This is a genomic window from Nocardiopsis quinghaiensis (genome assembly GCF_008638365.1).
In the GTDB taxonomy this organism is placed as follows: Bacteria; Actinomycetota; Actinomycetes; order Streptosporangiales; family Streptosporangiaceae; genus Nocardiopsis; species Nocardiopsis quinghaiensis.
Genome location: NZ_VWVU01000007.1, coordinates 88592 through 108399 on the forward strand (window position 1 = coordinate 88592; position 19808 = coordinate 108399).

Sequence of the window (19808 nt, forward strand, 5' to 3'; positions counted from 1 at the left end):
TGTGCGAAACGTAGCCAACGGGTCACCTCTCTGGTGTCGGCTCGTGCTGGCAACGGCAGGCCACCGGCCGCGTGGGCCGAAACCCTCCTCCACCAGGAAGAGGAACCCGTCACCGGTCCTCCTGCCCGACACGTCGGCTGGCCAGGGCGGCGAGCGTGCCGGTGTCGGTTCCGGCGGCCTCCGCCACCTCGGCCTCGTCCAGCGCCCCGCAGCGTATCCCGCTCACCAGGACCGAGGCCAGGGCCTGGGCCGTGGCGGGCTCGTCCAGCACTCCCCCGGAGACGGCGCCGAGGTAGGAGCGCAGGCGCGCCGCCGCGGGCTCGAAGGCCTCCCGGTAGAAGACGTAGGTGGCCAGGTAGCGGGTGGGCAGCTGGTGCGGGTGCAAGTCCCAGCCCTGGTAGAAGCCGCGTTCCAGGGAACGGCGGACCAGGGAGGCGTGCAGCCGCCAGGCGGCGTGCACGTCCCCGGTCCCGCCGACGGGCAGCACGTTGGTGGAGCCGTCGGAGAGCCACACCCCGGTTCCCGCGGCGGCCACCTGCATCACGGCCTTGGCGTGGTCGGCGACCGGGTGGGCCATGCTCTGGTAGGCGGCGGTGATCCCGCAGGCGGCGCTGTAGTCGTAGGTGCCGTAGTGCAGGGCGCTGACCCGGCCCTGCCCGGCGCGGATCATGCGGGCGACGGCGACCGTACCGTCGGGCAGCAGGATCGACTGCGGGGTCTCGATCTGCAGCTCGAACCGCAGCCGTCCCCCGGGCAGGTCCAGACGCCGTTCCAGCTCCTCGGCGAGCCAGGCCATCGCCTCGACCTGCTCCACGGAGGTGATCTTGGGCAGGGTGAGCGCCAGCCCGTCCGGCAGGGCTCCGAGCTCCTCCAGGAGGGTGTGCAGGAACAGGGCGAGGCTGCGGGTGCCGCGCGCGCGTCCGGCGGCCTCCATGCCCTTCATCCGGACACCGAAGACGGTCGGTGCCTGTCCGGCTCCGAGGTCGGAGCACAGGGCCCGGGCCGCCGCGACCACGTCGCGGTCCTCCCGCGCGTCGCCCCGGTCGCCGTAGCCGTCCTCCAGGTCCACGCGCAGGTCCTCGATCGGCTCGCGGCCGAGTTTGTCGCGCAGGCGGGGCAGGACCCCGGCGACGGCGGCCTCCTCCACGCCGGTGGCGGCGGACAGGGCCGCGGCGTCGGGCGCGTGTTCGTCCAGACAGGACAGGGCGGCGCTTCCCCACTCCCGGGCCAGGCCGGTCCGGACCCGGTCCGCGGGCACGTAGACCGTGTGCACGGGCTGCCGGCCCCCGGAGGCCCCCGGATAGTCGAGGGCGAGCCGGGCGTCGGCGTCGGCCAGGCGCGCGTCCAACCCGGCGGCGAGTACGTCCAGGCCCCACTCGGCACCCATGCGCGGGCTCTCGGGCCGGTCCTCTTCCACGTGTGCGTCCTTCCCCAGTATTTTCCCTATCGCGGATACTAACTTCTGCAATTCGGAATAACAAGAAGCACAGGAGTGTCCAGGAAGCAGAGGGAAGCTTCCCGGACGAGCGGACCGCCGCCGCCCCACGTGCTATAGAAGAAGTGATGCCGGGAACCGCCCTCGCATCCACGAAGGCAGGAACCCGAACCCGAGGCCCTCAGCATGGGAGCGCGATCGTTGTCAGCCCCACATACCCCTCTACGCGCCGATGAACAGGGAAAACGTGAACGTTCCAGTGGCGTGCAGTCGCTCGACCGGGCCTTCTCCCTGCTGGAGATCATGGCGGACGCGGGCGGCGAGACCTCGCTGAGCCAGCTGGCCGACTCCTCCGGGCTGCCGCTGCCGACCATCCACCGCATCATCCGCACCCTGGTCGGCAACGGATACGTGCGCCAGCTCCCCTCGCGCCGCTACGCGCTGGGACCGCGCCTGATCGGCCTGGGCGACAAGGCGTCGCAGATGCTGGGCACCTGGGCCCGTCCGCACCTGGCGCAGCTGGTGGAGGACCTGGGCGAGACGGCGAACCTGGCGATGCTGGACGGCGACAAGGTCGTCTACGTGGCGCAGGTGCCCTCACAGCACTCCATGCGCATGTTCACCGAGGTGGGACGGCGCGTGCTGCCCCACTCGGCGGGCGTGGGCAAGGCCCTGCTGTCCCAGCTCGACGACGAGGAGGCGCTGGCCACGGTGCGCCGCACGGGCATGCCCGCCGCCACCGAGCGCACCATCACCGACCCCGACAAGTTCAAGGACGAGCTGCACCGGATCCGCTCGAACGGCTTCGCCATCGACGACGGCGAGCAGGAGGTCGGTGTGCGCTGCGTGGCCGTCCCGGTGGTGGGGGCGCCCTCGGGGATGGCGGTGTCGGTGTCGGGGCCCGAGGCCCGGGTGAGCTGGGAGTTCGTGGACCGGGCCGCACCCATCGTGCGCCGCTGCGCGGCCATGCTGGCCACCGACCTCAACAACCAGGCCTAGGTCGTGTTTTTTGCACCATTCCGGGCTCGCGTCCACCAGGCTGCCTCTCGCCACGCCTCTGCGCTCGTGAAGCACAACCAGGCTGGACTTCGCACATCATCCTGCGAGAGATCGCCTGGGGCGGCCGCTCGCCGACCCGAAAGCCTTCTAGAAAACACTCCCTAGCGGGCCAGCCAAAAACCGTCGCCGGTGCGACGCACGGATCCGACCAGCCGTGATCTTGCTCTTGGTGGCGCCGTGGGGCGTCGGCAGTGCCGCCAAGAGCAAGATCACGGCGTGGGGGCGGGCCGTGGACACACGCCCCGACCCGGCGGGCCTACGTCTGCTGGTCGAAGCCCAGTCTGCGCAGCTGCTTGGGATCGCGCTGCCAGTCCTTGGCCACGCGCACCCGCAGGTCCAGGAACACCCGCCGGCCCAGCAGGGCCTCGATCTGCTTGCGGGCCTGCGAGCCCACGTCGCGCAGCCGCGAGCCCTTCGAGCCGATCACGATCGCCTTCTGGCTGGGCCGCTCCACGTACAGCGACGCGTAGATGTCCACCAGCTCCTTGCCCGGGCGGGTGTTCTCGCGCTCGTACATCTCGTCCACGACCACCGCGATGGAGTGCGGCAGCTCGTCGCGCACACCCTCCAGGGCCGCCTCGCGCACCAGTTCGGCCACCAACATCTCGTCCGGCTCGTCGGTCAGGTCGCCCTCGGGGTACAGCGGCGGCCCCTCCGGCAGGTGCGAGCACAGCACCTCGGTGACCGTCTCCAGCTGGAATTCCCCCTGGGCGGACACCGGGACGATGTCGGCCCAGTCCCCCAGCTCGTCGACCGCCATCAGCTGACGGCCCACGGCCTCCCTGCCCACCAGGTCCGTCTTGGTGACCAGCGCGACCACCGGGGTGTTCGTCTGCTCCGCCAGCTCCTTGGCGATGTAGGTGTCACCCCGCCCGATCGGCTCGTCGGCGGGCAGGCAGAACGCGATCACGTCCACCTCGACCAGGGTGGACCGCACCAGCGAGTCCAACCTCTCGCCGAGCAGGGTGCGTGGCTTGTGCAGGCCGGGCGTGTCCACGATGATCAGCTGTGCCTCGGGCCGGTGCACGATCCCGCGCACCGTGCGGCGGGTGGTCTGCGGCCGACTGCTGGTGATCGCCACCTTCTGCCCGACCAGCGCGTTCATGAGGGTGGACTTGCCCACGTTCGGGCGTCCCACGAAGCACGCGAAACCACTGCGGAAGCCCTCCGGGTGGGAGGGCATCTCCAGCGGCACCCGCAACTTCTCCAGGTCGAGCTCGTTCATCGGTCCTTCTCAACGCCGGGTGATGCTCGCGGGCACCCCGTCGGGGGCCGCGATCACCACCACCTGGGTTTTCAGGTCGTCCGCCACCGCGCGGTCGTCCTCGGTCAACTCCACGGCCTCGGTGACCACCGCGGCGGCCTCCAGGGCCGAGGCCTCGCTGGAGACGGCCGCGGCCACGGCGGCCTGGAGCGCGCTCAGCCGCAGCGAGGGCAACGACACCGTCGTGGCCACGTAGGTACGCCCGGTCTCGTCGCGTACCGCCGCGCCCTCCACCGCCGCGTTGCGGGCACGCGAGGCCCGCGCGAGGGTGACGAGCTTGCCGTCCTCAGGGCCCAACCCCGTCGTATCCGTCACTGATCCATGCTCCTCATGTCGTCGTTCTCGGCTTGGGGCGCCTCCCCGGCGTCGTCGGGCAGGCGCTCCACCAGGACCGTGGTCATCCGGTTCCGGCGGCTGCTCTTGCCCTCAAGGGTGAGCCTGAGACCAGCGTATTCGGCCTGGGCACCGCCGACCGGCACCCGGCCCAGCACGAACGCCACGAGTCCGCCGACGGTCTCCACGTCCGGCACGTCCAGGTCCCGGTCGGGGAACAGCTCGCCCAGCTCGCCCAGCGGCAGGCGCGCGGTCACCCGCACCCGGTCGTCGTCGAGCCAGTCCACCGGCGGGATCTCGTGATCGTACTCGTCGGTGATCTCACCGACGATCTCCTCCACGATGTCCTCCAGCGTGACCAGGCCCGCGGTGCCCCCGTACTCGTCGATGACCACGGCGACGTGGTTGCGCTGCTTCTGCATCTCGCGCAGCAGTTCGTCGATGGGCTTGGTGTCGGGGACGTAGGTCGCTTGGCGCATCACGTCCCCGGCGGTGAGCGGCACGTCGCCCCGGTTGCCCGCGACCGCCGCCCAGCGGTCGCGCAGCCGCTCCACCAGGTCCTTGAGGTAGACGATGCCCACCACGTCGTCCTCGTCCTCACCGGTCACCGGGATACGCGAGTACCCGCTCGTCAGCGCCAGGGCCAGCACCTCGTCGGCGTCGTCTTCGCGTCCGGTGAACACGATGTCGGGGCGCGGCACCATCACCTCGCGCACGGAGGTGTCGTCGAGCTTGAACACCGAGTGGATCATCTGGCGCTCCTCGGGGTCGATGACCTCCCCCTGCTCGGCCAGATCGACCAGCTGGCGCAGTTCCACCTCGGTGCTGAAGGGGCCCTCGCGGTCGCCCTTCGCGCGCGGGGTGAGCGCCCGGCCCGCACCCACCAGCAGCTGGGCGATCGGGCCCACCACGACCTGGACCGGGTGGACGACGGTCGCGCTGGCCCGGGCGACCGGCCCGGAGAACTGGCGGCCCAGGATGCGCGGAGCGATCGCGATCAGCACCGACTCCACCACGACCATCGCCACGGCGGTCAGCGCCAGCGCGGGCCAGCCCAGTCCGAGCAGGAACACCATGCCCACGGCGGCGGCCAGCACCGCGCACACCTCGCACACCACACGCAGGAACAGCAGCACGTTGAGGTGACGGGTGGGGTCGTCCGCCACCCGCCCCCAGCGGCTTTCGGCCACGGCGACGCGCTCGACGCCGCTCACCGCGGGCAGGCCCACGGACATGACACGCGTGACGGCGACCTCGGCCGAGACCAGGAAGCCAGCGACGGCGGTCAGCACGAGGGCCGCCGCGAAGGCGGTGAGCCACTCGGCGGGCTCCCCCGTGGTCAACGGGGCGACGTCGGGCCACTCCGACGGGCTCATCGGGTGCTCTCGTCCTCCTCGGGCCCGGCCGCCTCGCGCTCACGCCAGGCGGCGAGGATCTCGCCCTGCAGTCCGAACATCTCCTTGTGCTCGTCGGGCTCGGCGTGATCGTAGCCCAGCAGGTGCAGGATGCCGTGGGTGCACAGCAGGTCGATCTCGGCCTCGGTACTGTGCCCGGCCTTCCTCGCCTGGCTCTCGGCGACCTGCGGACAGATGATCACGTCGCCGAGGACACCCGGTTCGCTCGTACGGCCGGGGCCGCCGGGGCGCAGTTCGTCCATGGGGAAGGAGAGCACGTCGGTGGGTCCCGGCTCGTCCATCCACCGCACGTGCAGGTCGGTCATCGGGTCCTCGTCCACCAGCACGACGGACAGTTCGGCCAACGGGTGGACGCGCATGGCGTCGAGCACGTGCCTGGCCAGACGGGAGAGCCTCTCCTCGTCCACGCTGGTGACGCCGGACTCGTTGGCGACGTCGATACTCATCGGTTGCGGCTGCCTCACTTGGGATCGCGGCGGCCGGGCGACGCGCCCGGCCGGTGATGCGGCGCGCCCGAACGGCGCGCCCGTGACGTTCGAACCGGTGGGCCCCTGTGTGTCGGGCCCACCGGTTCGAGTGCCTACCGGCTCAGTCTGCCCGTTCCTCGGACACTGTGCCGCCCGGCTCGGACTCCGCCGGGGCGTCGATGGATCCGCGCCGCGCGGATCCGCCCCGGGAGCGGCCGCCGCCGGAGGAGCGCCGGCGCTCCTCCCGGGAGTCGCCCTGGGCGGCGTCGTAGCGGCCGTAGGCGTCCACGATCTGTCCGACCAGCTTGTGCCGGACGACGTCGTCGCTGGTCAGCCGACAGAAGGCGATGTCGTCGATGTCACTGAGGATGTTCTCGATGGTGCGTAGGCCGCTGGTCTGCCCGCCGGGCAGGTCGACCTGGGTGACGTCACCGGTGACCACGATCTTGGAACCGAATCCCAGCCGCGTGAGGAACATCTTCATCTGCTCGGGCGAGGTGTTCTGGGCCTCGTCCAGGATGATGAAGGAGTCGTTCAGGGACCTTCCGCGCATGTACGCCAGGGGCGCGACCTCGATCGTCCCGGCCGCCATCAGCTTGGGGATGGAGTCGGCGTCGAGCATGTCGTGCAGGGCGTCGTACAGCGGACGCAGGTAGGGGTCGATCTTGTCGTAGAGGCTGCCGGGCAGGAAGCCCAGCCGCTCCCCCGCCTCCACCGCCGGACGGGTGAGGATGATCCGGCTGATCTCCTTGTCCTGGAGCGCCTTGACCGCCTTGGCCATGGCCAGGTAGGTCTTGCCGGTGCCCGCGGGACCGATGCCGAACACCACGGTGTGCCGGTCGATGGTGTCGACGTAGCGCTTCTGGTTCACCGTCTTGGGACGGATGGTCCTGCCCCGGTTGGACAGGATGTTGGTGGTCAGCACCTCCGCGGGCCGCTCCGCACCGGGCGAGCCCAGCATGTGGACCATGCGCTCGATGGTGTCGGGGGTGACGTGGGTGCCGCTCTTGGCGAGTTCGATCAGCTCCTCGACGAGGCGGACCACCACGGCGGTCTCCTCGGGGCTGCCACTGATGGTGAACTCGTTGCCACGCACGTGGATGTCGCTGTCGAAGGCCCGCTCCAACGCCCTGAGGAGTTCGTCCCCCGAGCCCAGCAGGCTGATCATCGTGTGCTCGTCGGGCACCACGACCTTGACCTGTGTGTCCCGTGACGGGTGTGTGTGCGTTGTCTCGGACATGGTCTGGCCTGACGGCCGCTGTCCCTACCCTTCGATCGGACGCCTGCCCGCCGCTGCGGACGACGCGCCTCGTGGACGGTTCCCGGCACCGTGGACGACGGCGTCGGGCCGGGCTCCTCGCCGGCGTTCCCAGCGGTCACACCGAACCCTCGAAGCCCACGGCCCCGAGTCTACCAAGGCGGCTCCACCCCGATCGGCCCGTTGTCCCGGCCCCACCGGGACTCCGCCGCGGGCGCCCGCGAGGCCGCTGGAGGTGGCGCGGGTTCCCGCCCCTCGGGCGCCCGGGAGGGGTGAAGCGGTGCCCCGGAACGGGCACGGCTATCCGGGCGGCCAGTTCAGGCCGCGGCCGCCGAGCAGGTGCCCGTGGAGGTGGAAGACCGTCTGCCCCGCGCCGCTGCCGGTGTTGAACACCAGCCGGTACCCGAAGTCGGCGACGTCCTCGGCGGTGGCCACCTCGTGCGCCTCACGGACGATCTCGTCGATCAGTCCGGTGTCCGCGGCGGCGGCCTCGGCGGCGGTGGGGTGGTGCTCGCGCGGAATGATCAGCACGTGCGTGGGCGCTTGGGGGTTGATGTCGCGAAAGGCCACCGTGCGCTCGCTCTCGCGGACGATCTCGGCGGGCACCTCCCCCTTCACGATCTTGCAGAAGAGGCAGTCGTCCTGGGCCATCGAGAACCTTTCCGTCTGTGCGGCCGCCGTCATGGCCACCGCCTCGGGCTGTCCGGAACCATGATGCCGCAGGTCGTCCGTGGACGAACTACTGGAAACAGTCCTTTCGTGATCCTTGGGAAGCCCGTTCGGCCTTGGTCCGAGTTCCAGTCGCGATAGGCTTTGCACCCGTGCGCGTCAGGCCGTCGGCTCCGTCCGGCCCCGGCCGGGTTCCCGCGTGTTCGGATTGAAACGCACGTCTACCTGGAAAAGAAGAGGTATGCCCTTTCGTAAACCCCGCGACAAGGGTGTGCGTCGAACTGATGTGACGACAGAAACCATGGTGGCTGGAGCCACCACGGCTCCTCTCTCGGTGGAGTGGGACGCCGAACACGCCGTGACGGAGCTCTACCGGGAGCACTATCGTCCGCTCGTTCGACTCGCCGCACTGCTCGTCCGCGATCACGCGACCGCGGAGGAGGTCGTCCAGGACTCGTTCGTCGCTATGCACAACGCGTGGCGCCGTCTGCGCGATCCGAACAAGGCCCTGTCCTACCTCCGCCAGGCCGTGGTGAACAAGGCCAGGTCCGTGCTCCGCCACAGGGCGGTTGTGGAGAAGCACGCGCCCAAGGCCCTGCCCGACGCGCCCAGCGCCGAGCACGGCGCACTGAACATGTTGGAGCGCGAAGCCGTCATCCGCGCTCTGCGCAAACTACCCACCCGTCAGCGAGAGGCCATCGTGCTCCGGTACTACGGCGACCTGTCCGAGGCACAGATCGCGGATGCCATGGGGATCAGCCGGGGCGCGGTCAAGAGCCACACGTCCCGCGGCATCTCCGCGCTCCGTTCTGTTCTGGAGCAGGCGACATGAGCAGCCCGACAGATCCGATGAACGATCCGTTCGAGGAGCAGCTCCGCCAGCTGCTCAAGGCCGAGGCCGACACGGTCACGACCTCGCCCGAGGCGTTGAACCTCATTCGTGAGCGCACCGAGCGCAACCGCGGCTCGATCTGGTTCGGCCTGCCCTGGCTACGTCCCGCGCTGGCCGTGGCGGGGGCCACCCTGATCGCCGCTTCCGTGATCATGTCCAGTCCCCAGGTGCGCGACCACGTCCTGGAGATCGTCCCCGCGGGCGCCGACCGCGAGGGCACGCTCACCGAGCAGGAGCGGGGCGACGACGTGACCGTCCCCGATCCCTCCACCGGCTCCGTCGACGGCGCCACCCAGCCGGAACCGTTGCCCCCGGAGGAGCCGGAGGCCTCGCCCAGCCCCGAGGCCGAGGAGGAGGACCCCTCCTCCGAGGAGGCCCCGGAGACCGCCTCCACGTGCCCGGAGCCCGTGGAGAGGCCCTCACCGTCCTCCCCGACGGCGGCCAACGGCGAGGACGGGAAGAGGCCCGCGACCGCCGAGGAGGGCTGCGAGCCGGCCGAGGAGCCCAGCACCGGCACCGGAGGCGGCGAGGGGGCCGGTGACGGTGCCAGCGGCGGCGGCAACGGCGAGGACGACGCCGGAACCGGCACCGGCGACGACGGCGCCGGCGACGACACCGGTGAGGACGGAGGCACCGGCACCGGAGGCGGCGAGGGGACCGGCGGGACCGGTGGTTCCGACGCCACCGGCGGCGACACCACCAACAAGACGGCGACGGGGAACTGACCCGGCCGCACACACGCCCGCACACATGAGAGGCGCCCCGGACCGGAATCGGGGGCGCCTCTGGCTATCCGTGGCCCTGGTGTCCGTGCGAGAGGGGCTCGGGGAACAGCCCCCTACCAGCGGCCGGTGCGCGCCTGGAGCACCGACAGCGCCGCGACCCCGGCCGTGGAGGTGCGCAGCACGCTCGGGCCCAGCAGCGCCCGGACCGCGCCCGCGGCGGTGAACGCGTCGAGCTCGGCGTCGGAGAAGCCGCCTTCGGGGCCGACCACCAGGACGACTCCCGGACCGTCGCCGGTGGGCGGTTCCAGTTCGGACAGGCGGCTGTCGCCGTCCTCGTGCAGCACGATCCCCAGGTCGGCGCCGGCCAGCAGGTCTGCCACCGCGGAGTGGTCCGCGAGGTCGGCGACCTCGGGCAGCCGTCCGCGCCGGGCCTGCTTGGCCGCCTCGCGGGCGGTGGCACGCCACTTGGCCAGCGACTTGGCCGCCCGATCACCCTTCCAGCGGGTGACGCAGCGCTCCGCCGCCCAGGGCACGACGGCGTCGGCCCCGGCCTCGGTCATCATCTCCACGGCCAGCTCGCCCCGGTCGCCCTTGGGCAGCGCCTGGACCACGGTCAGGCGGGGCCGGGGGACCGGTTCCTCCCGGCGCTCCACGACCCCGCAGACGATGTGGTCCCTGGCCACGGCGGTCACGACGCAGCGGGCGACCAGGCCCCGGCCGTCGGAGAGGTCGACGGTCTCGCCCTCCCTGACACGCCGCACCACGGCGGCGTGGCGGCCCTCGGCGCCGCCCACGGTCACCCGGTCGGCCGCGAGGTCCGCGGTACCGACCAGGAAGACCGGCGGTGTCACTTGGCGCCGAAGGCGTCGCGAATCTTGGAGAAGAAGCTGCCGTGCCCGGGGCTGAAGCGGCCCGGGGACTGGTCCTCACCACGAAGTTCGGCGAACTTGCGCAGTAGCGCCTCCTGCTCCTCGTCCAGCTTGCCCGGGGTCTCCACGTCCACGCGGATGCGCAGGTCGCCCCGGCCGCCGCCGTCGAGGTGGCTGACGCCCTTGTTGGGGAGGGTGATGACGTGACCCGAGTTGGTGCCCGGGCGCAGGTCGATGTTCTCGGTCCCGTCGAGGGTGTCGAAGGAGAAGGACGCGCCCAGCGCGGCGGCCGTCATGGGAACGGTCACCGTGCAGTGCAGGTCGTCGCCACGGCGCTCGAAGGTGGGGTGCGGGCGCTGGAGGATCTCCAGGATGATGTCGCCCCGCGGGCCGCCGTTGGGGCCGACCTCTCCCTCACCGGCGAGTTGGATGCGGGTGCCGTCGTCGACGCCCGCGGGAATCCTGACGGTCCTGGTGACCTTCTCGCGCACACGGCCCTCGCCGGCGCAGTCGCCGCAGGGGTTGGTGATGACCGACCCCTGGCCCGAGCACTGCGGGCAGGGGCGGGAGGTCATGACCTGGCCCAGGAAGGACCGGGTGACCTGGGACACCTCTCCCTGTCCGTGGCACATGTCACACGTGGTGCGGTGCGACCCGGCCGCCGTCCCCTCCCCCTGGCACGTCTCGCACAGGATGGCGGTGGGGAAGGTGATCTCCTTGCTGACCCCGAACGCGGTCTCCACCAGATCCAGTTCGACCCGGATCTTGATGCTGCGACCGCGGCGGACCCGCTCCCGGGGGCCGCGCCCGCCGGGCTGGCCGCCGCCGAAGAAGGCGTTCATGATGTCGTCGAAGGCGAACCCGCCCGCGCCGCCGAAGCCTCCGGCACCGCCGCCTCCACCCGGGGCGTACGGGTCCTGTCCCATGTCGAACATCCGACGCTTGCTCTCGTCGGAGAGGACCTCGTAGGCCTGGGTCACCTCTTTGAAGCGCTCCTGGGTGGCCGGGTCCGGATTGATGTCCGGATGCAGCTCGCGAGCAAGCCGCCTGTAGGCCTTCTTGATCTCGTCCTTGGACGCGTCCCGACGCACCCCGAGAACCTGGTAATAGTCTCTGGCCACTGAGTTACTGTCCTGCCAAAATCTGTCCGATGTACCGAGCCACGGCGCGTACTGCTCCCATCGTTCCCGGGTAGTCCATCCGGGTGGGCCCCACCACGCCGATCTTGGCGAGCGACTGGTTTCCCACACCGTAGTCGGCCGAGACGACGGAGGTGGACCTGAGTCCCTCGTGAAAGTTCTCCGCGCCGATGCGCACCGTGAGCATCGACGGGTCCTTCGCCTCCCCCAACAAACGGATGAGGACCATGTTCTCTTCCAGTGCCTCCAGGACGTCCCGGAGGCTGGCGGTGAAGTCGACGGCGGCGAGGTTGGCCGTCCCCGCGAGGACGATCTTCTCCTCGCGCCGTTCGACGAGGCTCTCCAGTAGGACGGAGAGGACCGACACCGCCATCTGACGCTGTTCGGGCGGGACCTGGGAAGGCAGGTCCTCCACCGCGCCGGGCACCTCGCCGAGGTGGAGCCCGGAGATGGCCCGGTTGAGCATGCCGCGCAGGTCGTTGACGGCGGTCTCCTTGGTCTCACCCAGGCCGTCGATGACACGCTGTTCGACACGGCCCGTGTTGGTGATCACGACCATCATGACCCGCTGGGCCCCGAGGGGGATCAGCTCCACGTGCTGAACCGACGAGCGGGTCAGCGAGGGGTACTGGACGATCGCGACCTGACGGGTGAGCTGGGAGAGGAGCCTCACGGTACGGGCGACGATCTCGTCGAGGTCCACGGCACCGGTGAGAAAGGACTCGATGGCGCGCCGCTCCGCCGAGGAGAGCGGTTTGACCGAGGAGAGCCGGTCGACGAAGAGCCGGTACCCCTTGTCCGTGGGCACCCGGCCCGCGCTGGTGTGCGGCTGGGTGATGTAGCCGTCCTCTTCCAGGGCGACCATGTCGTTGCGGATCGTCGCCGGGGAGACACCGAGCCTGTGACGGTCGGCCAGTGCCTTGGATCCCACGGGCTCGTTGGTGTTGACGAAGTCCTCGACGACGGCACGCAGGACCGCGAGCTTGCGCTCATCCAGCAACTCGCCACCTCCTGGCACTCCATGGTCCTCAGTGCTAATTCTATGCCCGACCGCAAACCCGGTCGGCTACCCGTGCGTGGAACGCCCGGGGAACGCGACCTCTTCCTCCCCTTCTTCCTTCCCCACCGGATCGGCGGCACGCGCCGCCGCCACCGGGGACCGGGGCCCCGCACCAGTAGACTGCACGACCGTGGCAACCAAGGGAACCAGCCGTTACAGCAGTGACGTGCTCGCCGAGGACCGGCACAGGCCGAGGAGGAAGGCCGTGCGCGAGGTGCCCCTGTCCCGGGACCTGGTCGTGGAGGACGCCGAGGAGGCGTTCTGCGGGGCCGTGGTGGCCTGGGACAAGGCGACCGTGACCCTGGAGGACCGGCACGGCCGCCGACGCGTGTTCGACCTCGGGCCGTCCGCGTTCCTGGTCGAGGGCGAACTGGCCACGCTCGTGCGCCCCGCCGCGGCTCCGCGGGGACCGCTGCGCAGCGCCTCCGGGTCGGTGGCGGTACCGGACGCGCGTGCGCGCACCGCCCGGGAGAGCCGGATCTACGTGGAGGGCGTCCACGACGCCGAACTGGTGGAGCGGGTCTGGGGCCACGACCTGCGCGTCGAGGGGGTGGCCGTCGAGTTCCTGGAGGGGATCGACGACCTGCCGTCGATCGTGGCGGATTTCTCACCCGGGCCGGGCAGGAGGCTGGGGGTCCTGGTGGACCACCTGGTCCCGGACTCCAAGGAGACCCGGATCGCCGAGCGGGTGCGCGACGAGCACGTGCTGGTGGTCGGCCACCCCTACGTCGACGTGTGGCAGGCGGTGCGGCCGAGTGCCGTGGGCATCGCGGGCTGGCCCGAGGTACCGCGCGGCGTTCCCTGGAAGGAGGGGGTCGTACGGGCTCTGGGGTGGCGGATGGAGACGGGTGAGGCGTGGCGCCGGATCCTGGGCTCGGTCCGTACCTATGCTGATCTGGAGCCGGCCCTGCTCGGCCGGGTGGAGGAGCTGATCGACTTCGTCACCGGACCGCACCCGGACGGCCCCTAGGAAGCACCGCGCGCAAGGGAGCAGGGCAGGACCTAGGATTCTGCCCAGAGCGAGGTGTCGGCGCCGTTGGCGCCTCGGGTCCCCCGCCTCCGGCCCTGCGCGGTCGTCGGTACAGCCCGGTAGTACGAGAACCGCCCCCATCAGCGGAGCCAAGGAAGAGCATGAGCGAGACCCCGACGAATCCTCCCTCCCCGGAGGACCCCCACCAAGGGCAGCAGCCGGACCACGGGCAGAACGAGCAGCAGGAGTACGGACAGCAGCCGGACCAGGGCCGACAGCCCGGGTACGGACAGCCGTCGGGGGCCCATCCCGCCTACGGTCAGCCGTCCGGAGCGCAGTCGCCGTACGCGCCCCGGCCCGACCAGGGACAGCGGCCCTACGCCCCGCAGCCCGGCTACGGTCAGCAGGGGTACGGCCAGCAGCCGCCGCAGTACGGGCAGCCCCAGCCGCCGGAGTACGGCCAGCCCGCCCACGGCCAGCCGTCCGGGGCCCGACCGGGCTACGCGCCGCCCCCGGAGTACGGGCAGCCGCCCCAGTACGGACAACAGCCTCCCCAGCCCCAGCAACCGGGCTACGGCCAGCCCTCCGGCGGTCAGCCCGGGTACGGCCGGCAGCAGCCGGAGTACGGGCAGCCCTCGGGAGCGCAGTCGCCGTACGCGCCCCAGCCCGACCAGGGGCAGCAGGTCGGTGGACGGCCCGCCTACGGACAGCAGCCACCCGGTTTCGCGCCTCCCGGTGACCCCGGTCAGCAGGGGTACGGCCAGCAGCCGCCGCAGTACGGGCAGCCCCAGCCGCCGGAGTACGGCCAGCCCGCCCACGGCCAGCCGTCCGGGGCCCGACCGGGCTACGCGCCGCCCCCGGAGTACGGGCAGCCGCCCCAGTACGGACAACAGCCTCCCCAGCCCCAGCAACCGGGCTACGGCCAGCAGCCCCCGTACCCGGGAGACCCCGCGGCGTACGGTCAGCCCCAGCAGCAGCCCGGCGGTGACAGCGGCACGCTGGTTGCCATGCTCGCCCACCTGTCCGGTTTCGTGATCGCCTGCCTGGGCTGGATCCCGCCGCTGGCGGTCTACTTCGCCAAGCGCAACCAGTCGCCCTTCGTGCGCCACCACGCGGCGGAGGCGGCGAACTTCCAGCTCACCCTGCTGATTCCGTACATCTTCGCCTGGGTCGTTTTCATCGGTTTGGGTATCTTCTTCCCAGCACTGTCCTGGATCGGTTCCCTACTGATCGCTCTGATATGGATCGTCGCCATCGTTTTCGGCGTCATAGGTGCCAGCAGCGCGAACAAGGGGACGTGGTACCGCTATCCGGTGAGTATCCGCCTGCTGAAGTGATCCCCGCACGCACGCAGTCCGATCCGTCCGTACAAAGGAACCAACGATGTCCTATCCCAGCAATCCTCCCGAGGACCCCTACGGCCAGGGCCAGCAGCCGGGCCAGGAGGGATCCGGCGGCTACCCCTCCCAGCCTGGACACCCCAGCGGTGGCTATCCCTCCCAGGCCGGGCAGCCCAACGGCGGCTACGGCCAGCCGGGCCAGCCGGGTCAGCCCGGGTACCAGCAGGGCGGCTACCCGCCTCCGCCCAACCAGCCCGGCGGCTACCCGGGCCAGCCCGGATACCAGGAGCAGGGCGGTTACGGCCCCCAGGGCGCCTACGGTCAGCCGGGCGGTTACGGCCCCTCCTCGGCCACGACCGGTCAGCCCAACTCCGACGAGCGCCAGATGAGCCTGTTCGCCCACCTGGGCGGCGGCATCCTCGGCTGGATCGTCCCGCTGATCATCTACCTGATGAAGAAGGACGAGTCGCCGTTCGTCCGTGACCAGTCGGCGCAGGCGCTGAACTTCCAGCTCCTGATCCTGATCGGCTACCTGGTCTCCAGCGTCCTGATGGTCGTCCTCATCGGTGCCCTGACCTGGTTCGTCGTCTGGGTCGTGTCCCTCATCTTCGGCATCCTGGGCGGCGTGGCCGCCAACCGTGGGGAGTGGTACCGCTACCCGTTCAACGTCAGCTGGATCCAGTAGGACCGCGTACGGCACACGAGGGGCCCGGCCGCCCGGCCGGGCCCCTCGGTCGTGTCCGGGCACAGGTCCCCGGCCCTCAGGTGAGGTCGCGCACCACGGCGTCGGCGAGCAGGCGCCCCCGTCGGGTGAGGACCGCCCTGCCCTCCTTGTGGGCGTCGAGGTCCAACAGGCCCTCGGTGACGGCCCTTTCGGCGGCGTCCCGGCCGTGCGGCTCCAGCAGGTCCAGCGGGCAGCCCTGTTCCACGCGCAGCTCCAGCAGGACGCGCTCGAAGCGGCGCTCCTCCCCGGTGAGCACCTCACGGGCCAGGCCGGGACTGTCCCCGGCGGCCAGGCGGGCGGCGTAGGCGGCGGGGTGCTTGACGTTCCACCAGCGGGTGCCGCCGACGTGGCTGTGCGCGCCCGGCCCCACACCCCACCAGTGGCCACCGGTCCAGTAGAGCAGGTTGTGCGTGCTGCGCCCCTCGGGGGTGCGCGCCCAGTTGGACACCTCGTAGGCGGTGAACCCGGCCGAGGAGAGGAGCTCGTCGGCCATGAGGTAGCGGTCGGCCATCGCGTCGTCGTCGGGCTCGGTGAGCTCGCCCCTGCGGACCCGTGCGGCCAGCCGGGTGCCCTCCTCGACGATGAGCGAGTAGGCGGAGACGTGGTCGGGCCCGGCTGAGATCGCGGCCTCCAGGGAGGCCCGCCAGTCGTCGTCGCCCTCGCCGGGCGTGCCGTAGATCAGATCCAGGTTGACGTGCTCGAACCCGGCCCGGCGCGCCCACTCCACGCACTGCTCGGGGCGTCCGGGGGTGTGGCCGCGTTCCAGCACCCTGAGCACGTGGGTACGGGCGCTCTGCATGCCGAAGGAGATCCGGGTGAACCCGGCCCCGCGCAACCGCGCCAGGTAGTCGGGGGTGACGGTCTCGGGGTTGGCCTCGGTGGTCAGTTCGGCGTCGGGGGTGAGCCCGAAGCGGTCGCGGACGGCGGCGACGATCCGGCCCAGGTCCTCGGCGGGCAACAGGGTGGGCGTCCCCCCGCCGACGAACACGGTGCTCACCGGCGGACGCTCCCCGGTCAGGACCCGGTCGGCCATCTCCACCTCGGCGATGGCCTGGTCGGCGTAGTTGTCGCGGGAGGCGGTGACGCCACCGTCCCGGGAGACCAGCTCCTCGGCCGTGTAGGTGTTGAAGTCGCAGTAGCCGCAGCGCGTGACGCAGAAGGGCACGTGGACGTAGAACCCGAGGGGCCGGTCGCCGAGTTCGGCGAGGGACTGCCCGGGCAGTTCCCCGGTGCGCGGTACGGGATCGCCGTCGAGGGCAACGGAAGGCATGTCCCCAGTGTCGCCGACGGGACGGCGTGCCCAGGCCGGAGCACGTGTGCGCGTCCGGTCCCACCCGTCACCGTCGCGGCCTCGGCCGCGGACCTCAGACCCGGGGGCGTCCGGCCTGGCTGTCCGTGGAGGCGGCGTCGACCGTGGAGACCCGTGTGGCGGAGGGGGTGACGGGGGTTGAGGCGGGGGCGTGCCTGCGTGCGGGGGCGGTGGCGGTGGAGCCGCGGACGACCAGCTCGGGGTCGAAGACGTACTCGGTGTGGGAGACGGGGTGTCCGGCGATCTCGTCGCACAGGGCGCGCACGGCGGCCAGCGCCATGGCGCTGACCGGCTGGCGGACGGTGGTCAGCGGGGGATCGGTGAAGGCGATGAGCTGGGAGTCGTCGAAGCCCACCACCGAGAAGTCCCGGGGAACGCGCATGCCGCGCTGGCGGGCGGCGCGGATGGCGCCCAGGGCCATCATGTCCGAGCCGCAGACCATGGCGGTGACGCCGCGCTCGATGAGCCTGGCAGCGGCGGCGTGGCCGCCCTCCACTCCGAACAGCGACAGCTCGACGAGGTCGTCGCCGTCCAGGCCGTGCCGGACCAGGGCCCGGTGGTAACCGTCGAGCTTGCGGCGGACCGGGACGTAGCGCTCGGGGCCGCTGGTGAAGCCGATGCGGGTGTGGCCGAGCGCGACCAGGTGGTCGACGGCCAGCCGCCCGGCCTCCCGGTCATCGCAGGAGATGAACGCGGCGGGGATGGTGTCGGCGAACCCGTTGACGAGCACGATCGGGAGCCTGTGCGAGACCAGGGCGTGGTAGCGCTCATGGGAGGCGGTGGTGTCGGCGTGGCGCCCGGAGACGAAGAGGATGCCGGAGACGTTACGCTCCAGGAGCAGCTCCACGTACTCGTCCTCGGTTATTCCGCCGGGGGTCTGGGTGCACAGCACGGGCGTGTACCCGCGCTGGGCGAGCGCTCCCTCGGCGGCCTGGGCGAACATCGGGAAGACCGGGTTCTCCAGCTCCGGTATGACCATGCCGACCAGTCCCGCCGAGCGCTGCCGCAGCCGGGCCGGACGCTCGTAGCCGAGTACGTCCAGAGCGGTCAGGACGGCTTTGCGCGTGTCGCTGCCGACACCCGGCTTGTCGTTGAGCACCCGCGAGACGGTCGCCTCGCTGACGCCTGCGTGCCGCGCTATGTCGGCAAGTCGTGGACCCATGGGCGCAACTCTAGTCGAGAGCGGCGTCACATGGCCGAAAGTTGGCGGTAATCTTGCGCAAGAACTTGCAGTCGCCCATAGGGAAGGACCCCCACTGATGGAGCCTCAGTCGCACTGGTGGCGTGACGCAGCCATCTACCAGATCTACGTGCGCAGCTTCGCCGACTCCAACGGTGACGGGGAGGGCGACCTCGCCGGCATCCGTGAGCGCCTCCCCCACCTGGCCGAGCTCGGCGTGGACGCGATCTGGCTGACACCGTTCTACGTCTCCCCCCTCGCCGACGGCGGTTACGACGTCGCCGACTACCGCGACGTCGACCCGCGCTTCGGCACCCTGGAGGACTTCGACGCGCTCCTGGCCGCGGCCCACGACATGGGCATCCGCCTGATCATCGACGTCGTGCCCAACCACTCCTCCTCCGCCCACCGGTGGTTCCGCGAGGCCGTGGCCGCCGAGCCGGGCGACCACGTCCGTTCGCGGTACATCTTCCGGGACGGCCGCGGGTCCGACGGGGAGGAGCCGCCCAACAACTGGAAGTCGATCTTCGGCGGTCCGGCCTGGACCCGGCTCAAGCGGCCCGACGGCACTCCCGAGCAGTGGTACCTGCACCTGTTCGACCCCGAGCAACCCGACTTCGACTGGACCAGCCAGGAGGTGCACGACGAGTTCGACGACGTGCTGCGCTTCTGGCTGGAACGGGGCGTGGACGGCTTCCGCATCGACGTCGCGCACGGCATGGTCAAGGACCCGGAGCTGCCCGACATCGCCGAGGACGCCAAGGCCGACCTGCTCGACGGCAGCACCACGCTGCCCTACTTCGACCAGGACGGCGTGCACGAGATCTACCGCCGCTGGTCGCGGATCGCGGCCGAGTACCCGGGCGACCGCGCCCTGGTGGCCGAGGCGTGGGTGGAGAACGCCGACCGGGTGGCCCGTTACCTGCGCCCGGACGAACTGCACCAGGCGTTCAACTTCGAGTACCTGACCGCGCCGTGGGACGCCGGCCGGCTGCGCGAGGTCATCGACGGCTCCCTGGCGGCCAACAACGCGGTGGGCGCCACCACCACGTGGGTGCTGTCCAACCACGACGTGACCCGGCACGTGACCCGCTTCGGCGGTGGCGAGCAGGGGCTGCGCCGGGCGCGCGCGGCGACGCTGATGATGCTGGGCCTGCCCGGCTCCGTGTACCTGTACCAGGGCGAGGAGCTGGGCCTTCCCGAGGTCACCGACCTGCCCGAGGACGCGCTGCAGGATCCGACGTGGGAGCGCTCGGGCCACACCGACCGCGGCCGGGACGGCTGCCGGGTACCGCTGCCGTGGGAGGACGGAAGCGCCCCGTACGGGTTCGGCCCCGAGGGCAGCGTCCCGTGGCTGCCGATGCCCGAGGGCTGGGGAGCCCTGTCGCGCGCCGCCCAGCGCGGCGTGAAGAACTCGACCCTGGAGTTGTACACCAGGGCGCTGCGCCTGCGCCGGGAGCTGGACGCGCTCGGCGACGGGGCGATGACCTGGCTGGACGCACCCGGGGGCGTGCTGTACTTCGAGCGCGGGTCCGGTGTGCGCGTCGCGGCCAACCTCACCGGTGAGGCCGTGGAACTCGCGGCTGCGGGCGAGGTGCTCGTGTCCAGCGGCCCGGTCGACGAACCGGCCGGGGACGCCCTGACGCTGCCCGCCGAGACGGCGGTGTGGCTGCGCGGCTGACACCGCGCGGGCGGTACCG

At 71.3% G+C, this 19808-nt stretch carries 20 protein-coding genes; 7 read left to right on the forward strand and 13 right to left on the reverse strand.

Annotated features, from left to right (window positions below; genetic code table 11):
• Positions 1-109 precede the first annotated feature (109 nt).
• Complete coding sequence (locus FYX01_RS15810; protein ID WP_150242326.1) at positions 110-1387, reverse strand: DUF6986 family protein; 1278 nt, start codon at positions 1385-1387, stop codon at positions 110-112.
• A 312-nt stretch (positions 1388-1699) separates the two neighbouring features.
• Here FYX01_RS15810 and FYX01_RS15815 point away from each other — a divergent pair, with 312 nt between their 5' ends.
• Positions 1700-2434, forward strand: coding sequence for an IclR family transcriptional regulator (locus FYX01_RS15815; protein WP_150242060.1), 735 nt, complete (start codon positions 1700-1702; stop codon positions 2432-2434).
• 316 nt (positions 2435-2750) lie between these two features.
• On the opposite strand, the gene era is transcribed toward FYX01_RS15815, so the two are convergent.
• From era to FYX01_RS15845, 6 genes are all read right to left on the reverse strand, one after another.
• Positions 2751-3719 (reverse strand): GTPase Era, encoded by a 969-nt coding sequence (era, locus tag FYX01_RS15820; RefSeq protein WP_150242062.1) that lies wholly within the window; start codon positions 3717-3719, stop codon positions 2751-2753.
• A gap of 9 nt (positions 3720-3728) precedes the next feature.
• Positions 3729-4073 (reverse strand): cytidine deaminase, encoded by a 345-nt coding sequence (locus FYX01_RS15825; protein WP_150242064.1) that lies wholly within the window; start codon positions 4071-4073, stop codon positions 3729-3731.
• Positions 4070-5467 (reverse strand): hemolysin family protein, encoded by a 1398-nt coding sequence (locus tag FYX01_RS15830; protein ID WP_150242066.1) that lies wholly within the window; start codon positions 5465-5467, stop codon positions 4070-4072. The genes FYX01_RS15825 and FYX01_RS15830 overlap by 4 nt, the downstream gene beginning before the upstream one ends.
• A complete protein-coding gene (gene ybeY, locus FYX01_RS15835; protein WP_150242067.1) occupies positions 5464-5952 on the reverse strand; it encodes an rRNA maturation RNase YbeY in 489 nt (162 codons plus the stop codon). The genes FYX01_RS15830 and ybeY overlap by 4 nt, the downstream gene beginning before the upstream one ends.
• Positions 5953-6094: 142 nt before the next feature.
• Complete coding sequence (locus FYX01_RS15840; protein WP_150242070.1) at positions 6095-7213, reverse strand: PhoH family protein; 1119 nt, start codon at positions 7211-7213, stop codon at positions 6095-6097.
• A 318-nt stretch (positions 7214-7531) separates the two neighbouring features.
• Positions 7532-7882, reverse strand: a complete 351-nt coding sequence (locus FYX01_RS15845) for a histidine triad nucleotide-binding protein (RefSeq protein ID WP_150242072.1) — start codon at positions 7880-7882, stop codon at positions 7532-7534.
• Between the two features lie 319 nt (positions 7883-8201).
• Between FYX01_RS15845 and FYX01_RS15850 the strand changes: the two genes are divergently transcribed.
• Together FYX01_RS15850 and FYX01_RS15855 are read left to right on the forward strand one after the other, a co-directional pair.
• Positions 8202-8732 carry a SigE family RNA polymerase sigma factor gene (locus FYX01_RS15850; protein ID WP_150242074.1) on the forward strand — a complete coding sequence of 177 codons (531 nt, stop codon included), beginning with the start codon at positions 8202-8204 and terminating at the stop codon, positions 8730-8732.
• Positions 8729-9517 carry a hypothetical protein gene (locus FYX01_RS15855; protein ID WP_150242076.1) on the forward strand — a complete coding sequence of 263 codons (789 nt, stop codon included), beginning with the start codon at positions 8729-8731 and terminating at the stop codon, positions 9515-9517. Before FYX01_RS15850 ends, FYX01_RS15855 begins: the two co-directional genes overlap by 4 nt.
• A gap of 113 nt (positions 9518-9630) precedes the next feature.
• Here FYX01_RS15855 and FYX01_RS15860 read toward each other — a convergent pair whose 3' ends face one another.
• Genes FYX01_RS15860 through hrcA form a run of 3 tightly spaced genes read right to left on the reverse strand, consistent with a single transcriptional unit; the run spans position 9631 to position 12525 of the window.
• Complete coding sequence (locus FYX01_RS15860) at positions 9631-10368, reverse strand: 16S rRNA (uracil(1498)-N(3))-methyltransferase (protein WP_150242078.1); 738 nt, start codon at positions 10366-10368, stop codon at positions 9631-9633.
• Positions 10365-11507, reverse strand: coding sequence for a molecular chaperone DnaJ (gene dnaJ, locus FYX01_RS15865; RefSeq protein ID WP_150242080.1), 1143 nt, complete (start codon positions 11505-11507; stop codon positions 10365-10367). The genes FYX01_RS15860 and dnaJ overlap by 4 nt, the downstream gene beginning before the upstream one ends.
• Before the next feature lie 4 nt (positions 11508-11511).
• On the reverse strand, positions 11512-12525 hold the full coding sequence (gene hrcA / locus FYX01_RS15870) for a heat-inducible transcriptional repressor HrcA (protein WP_150242082.1): 1014 nt from the start codon (positions 12523-12525) through the stop codon (positions 11512-11514).
• A 190-nt stretch (positions 12526-12715) separates the two neighbouring features.
• On the opposite strand from hrcA, the gene FYX01_RS15875 reads away from it, so the two are divergent.
• Complete coding sequence (locus tag FYX01_RS15875) at positions 12716-13555, forward strand: DUF3097 domain-containing protein (protein ID WP_150242084.1); 840 nt, start codon at positions 12716-12718, stop codon at positions 13553-13555.
• A gap of 140 nt (positions 13556-13695) precedes the next feature.
• On the opposite strand, the gene FYX01_RS26205 is transcribed toward FYX01_RS15875, so the two are convergent.
• Entirely contained in the window at positions 13696-14574 is an 879-nt protein-coding gene (locus tag FYX01_RS26205) for a hypothetical protein (RefSeq protein WP_190394348.1), read from the reverse strand.
• Between FYX01_RS26205 and FYX01_RS15880 the strand changes: the two genes are divergently transcribed.
• Positions 14563-14892, forward strand: coding sequence for a DUF4870 domain-containing protein (locus tag FYX01_RS15880; protein WP_150242328.1), 330 nt, complete (start codon positions 14563-14565; stop codon positions 14890-14892). The two genes, FYX01_RS26205 and FYX01_RS15880, sit on opposite strands and share 12 nt — an antisense overlap.
• Before the next feature lie 46 nt (positions 14893-14938).
• The gene (locus FYX01_RS15885) at positions 14939-15580 is read left to right on the forward strand and encodes a DUF4870 domain-containing protein (RefSeq protein WP_150242086.1); all 642 of its coding nucleotides are present in this window, start codon (positions 14939-14941) and stop codon (positions 15578-15580) included.
• Positions 15581-15656: 76 nt separating this feature from the next.
• On the opposite strand, the gene hemW is transcribed toward FYX01_RS15885, so the two are convergent.
• Positions 15657-16889, reverse strand: a complete 1233-nt coding sequence (gene hemW, locus FYX01_RS15890) for a radical SAM family heme chaperone HemW (RefSeq protein ID WP_150242088.1) — start codon at positions 16887-16889, stop codon at positions 15657-15659.
• A gap of 94 nt (positions 16890-16983) precedes the next feature.
• Positions 16984-18090, reverse strand: coding sequence for a LacI family DNA-binding transcriptional regulator (locus FYX01_RS15895; RefSeq protein ID WP_150242090.1), 1107 nt, complete (start codon positions 18088-18090; stop codon positions 16984-16986).
• A 97-nt stretch (positions 18091-18187) separates the two neighbouring features.
• Here FYX01_RS15895 and FYX01_RS15900 point away from each other — a divergent pair, with 97 nt between their 5' ends.
• The gene (locus FYX01_RS15900; RefSeq protein ID WP_150242092.1) at positions 18188-19789 is read left to right on the forward strand and encodes a glycoside hydrolase family 13 protein; all 1602 of its coding nucleotides are present in this window, start codon (positions 18188-18190) and stop codon (positions 19787-19789) included.
• Positions 19790-19808 lie beyond the last annotated feature (19 nt).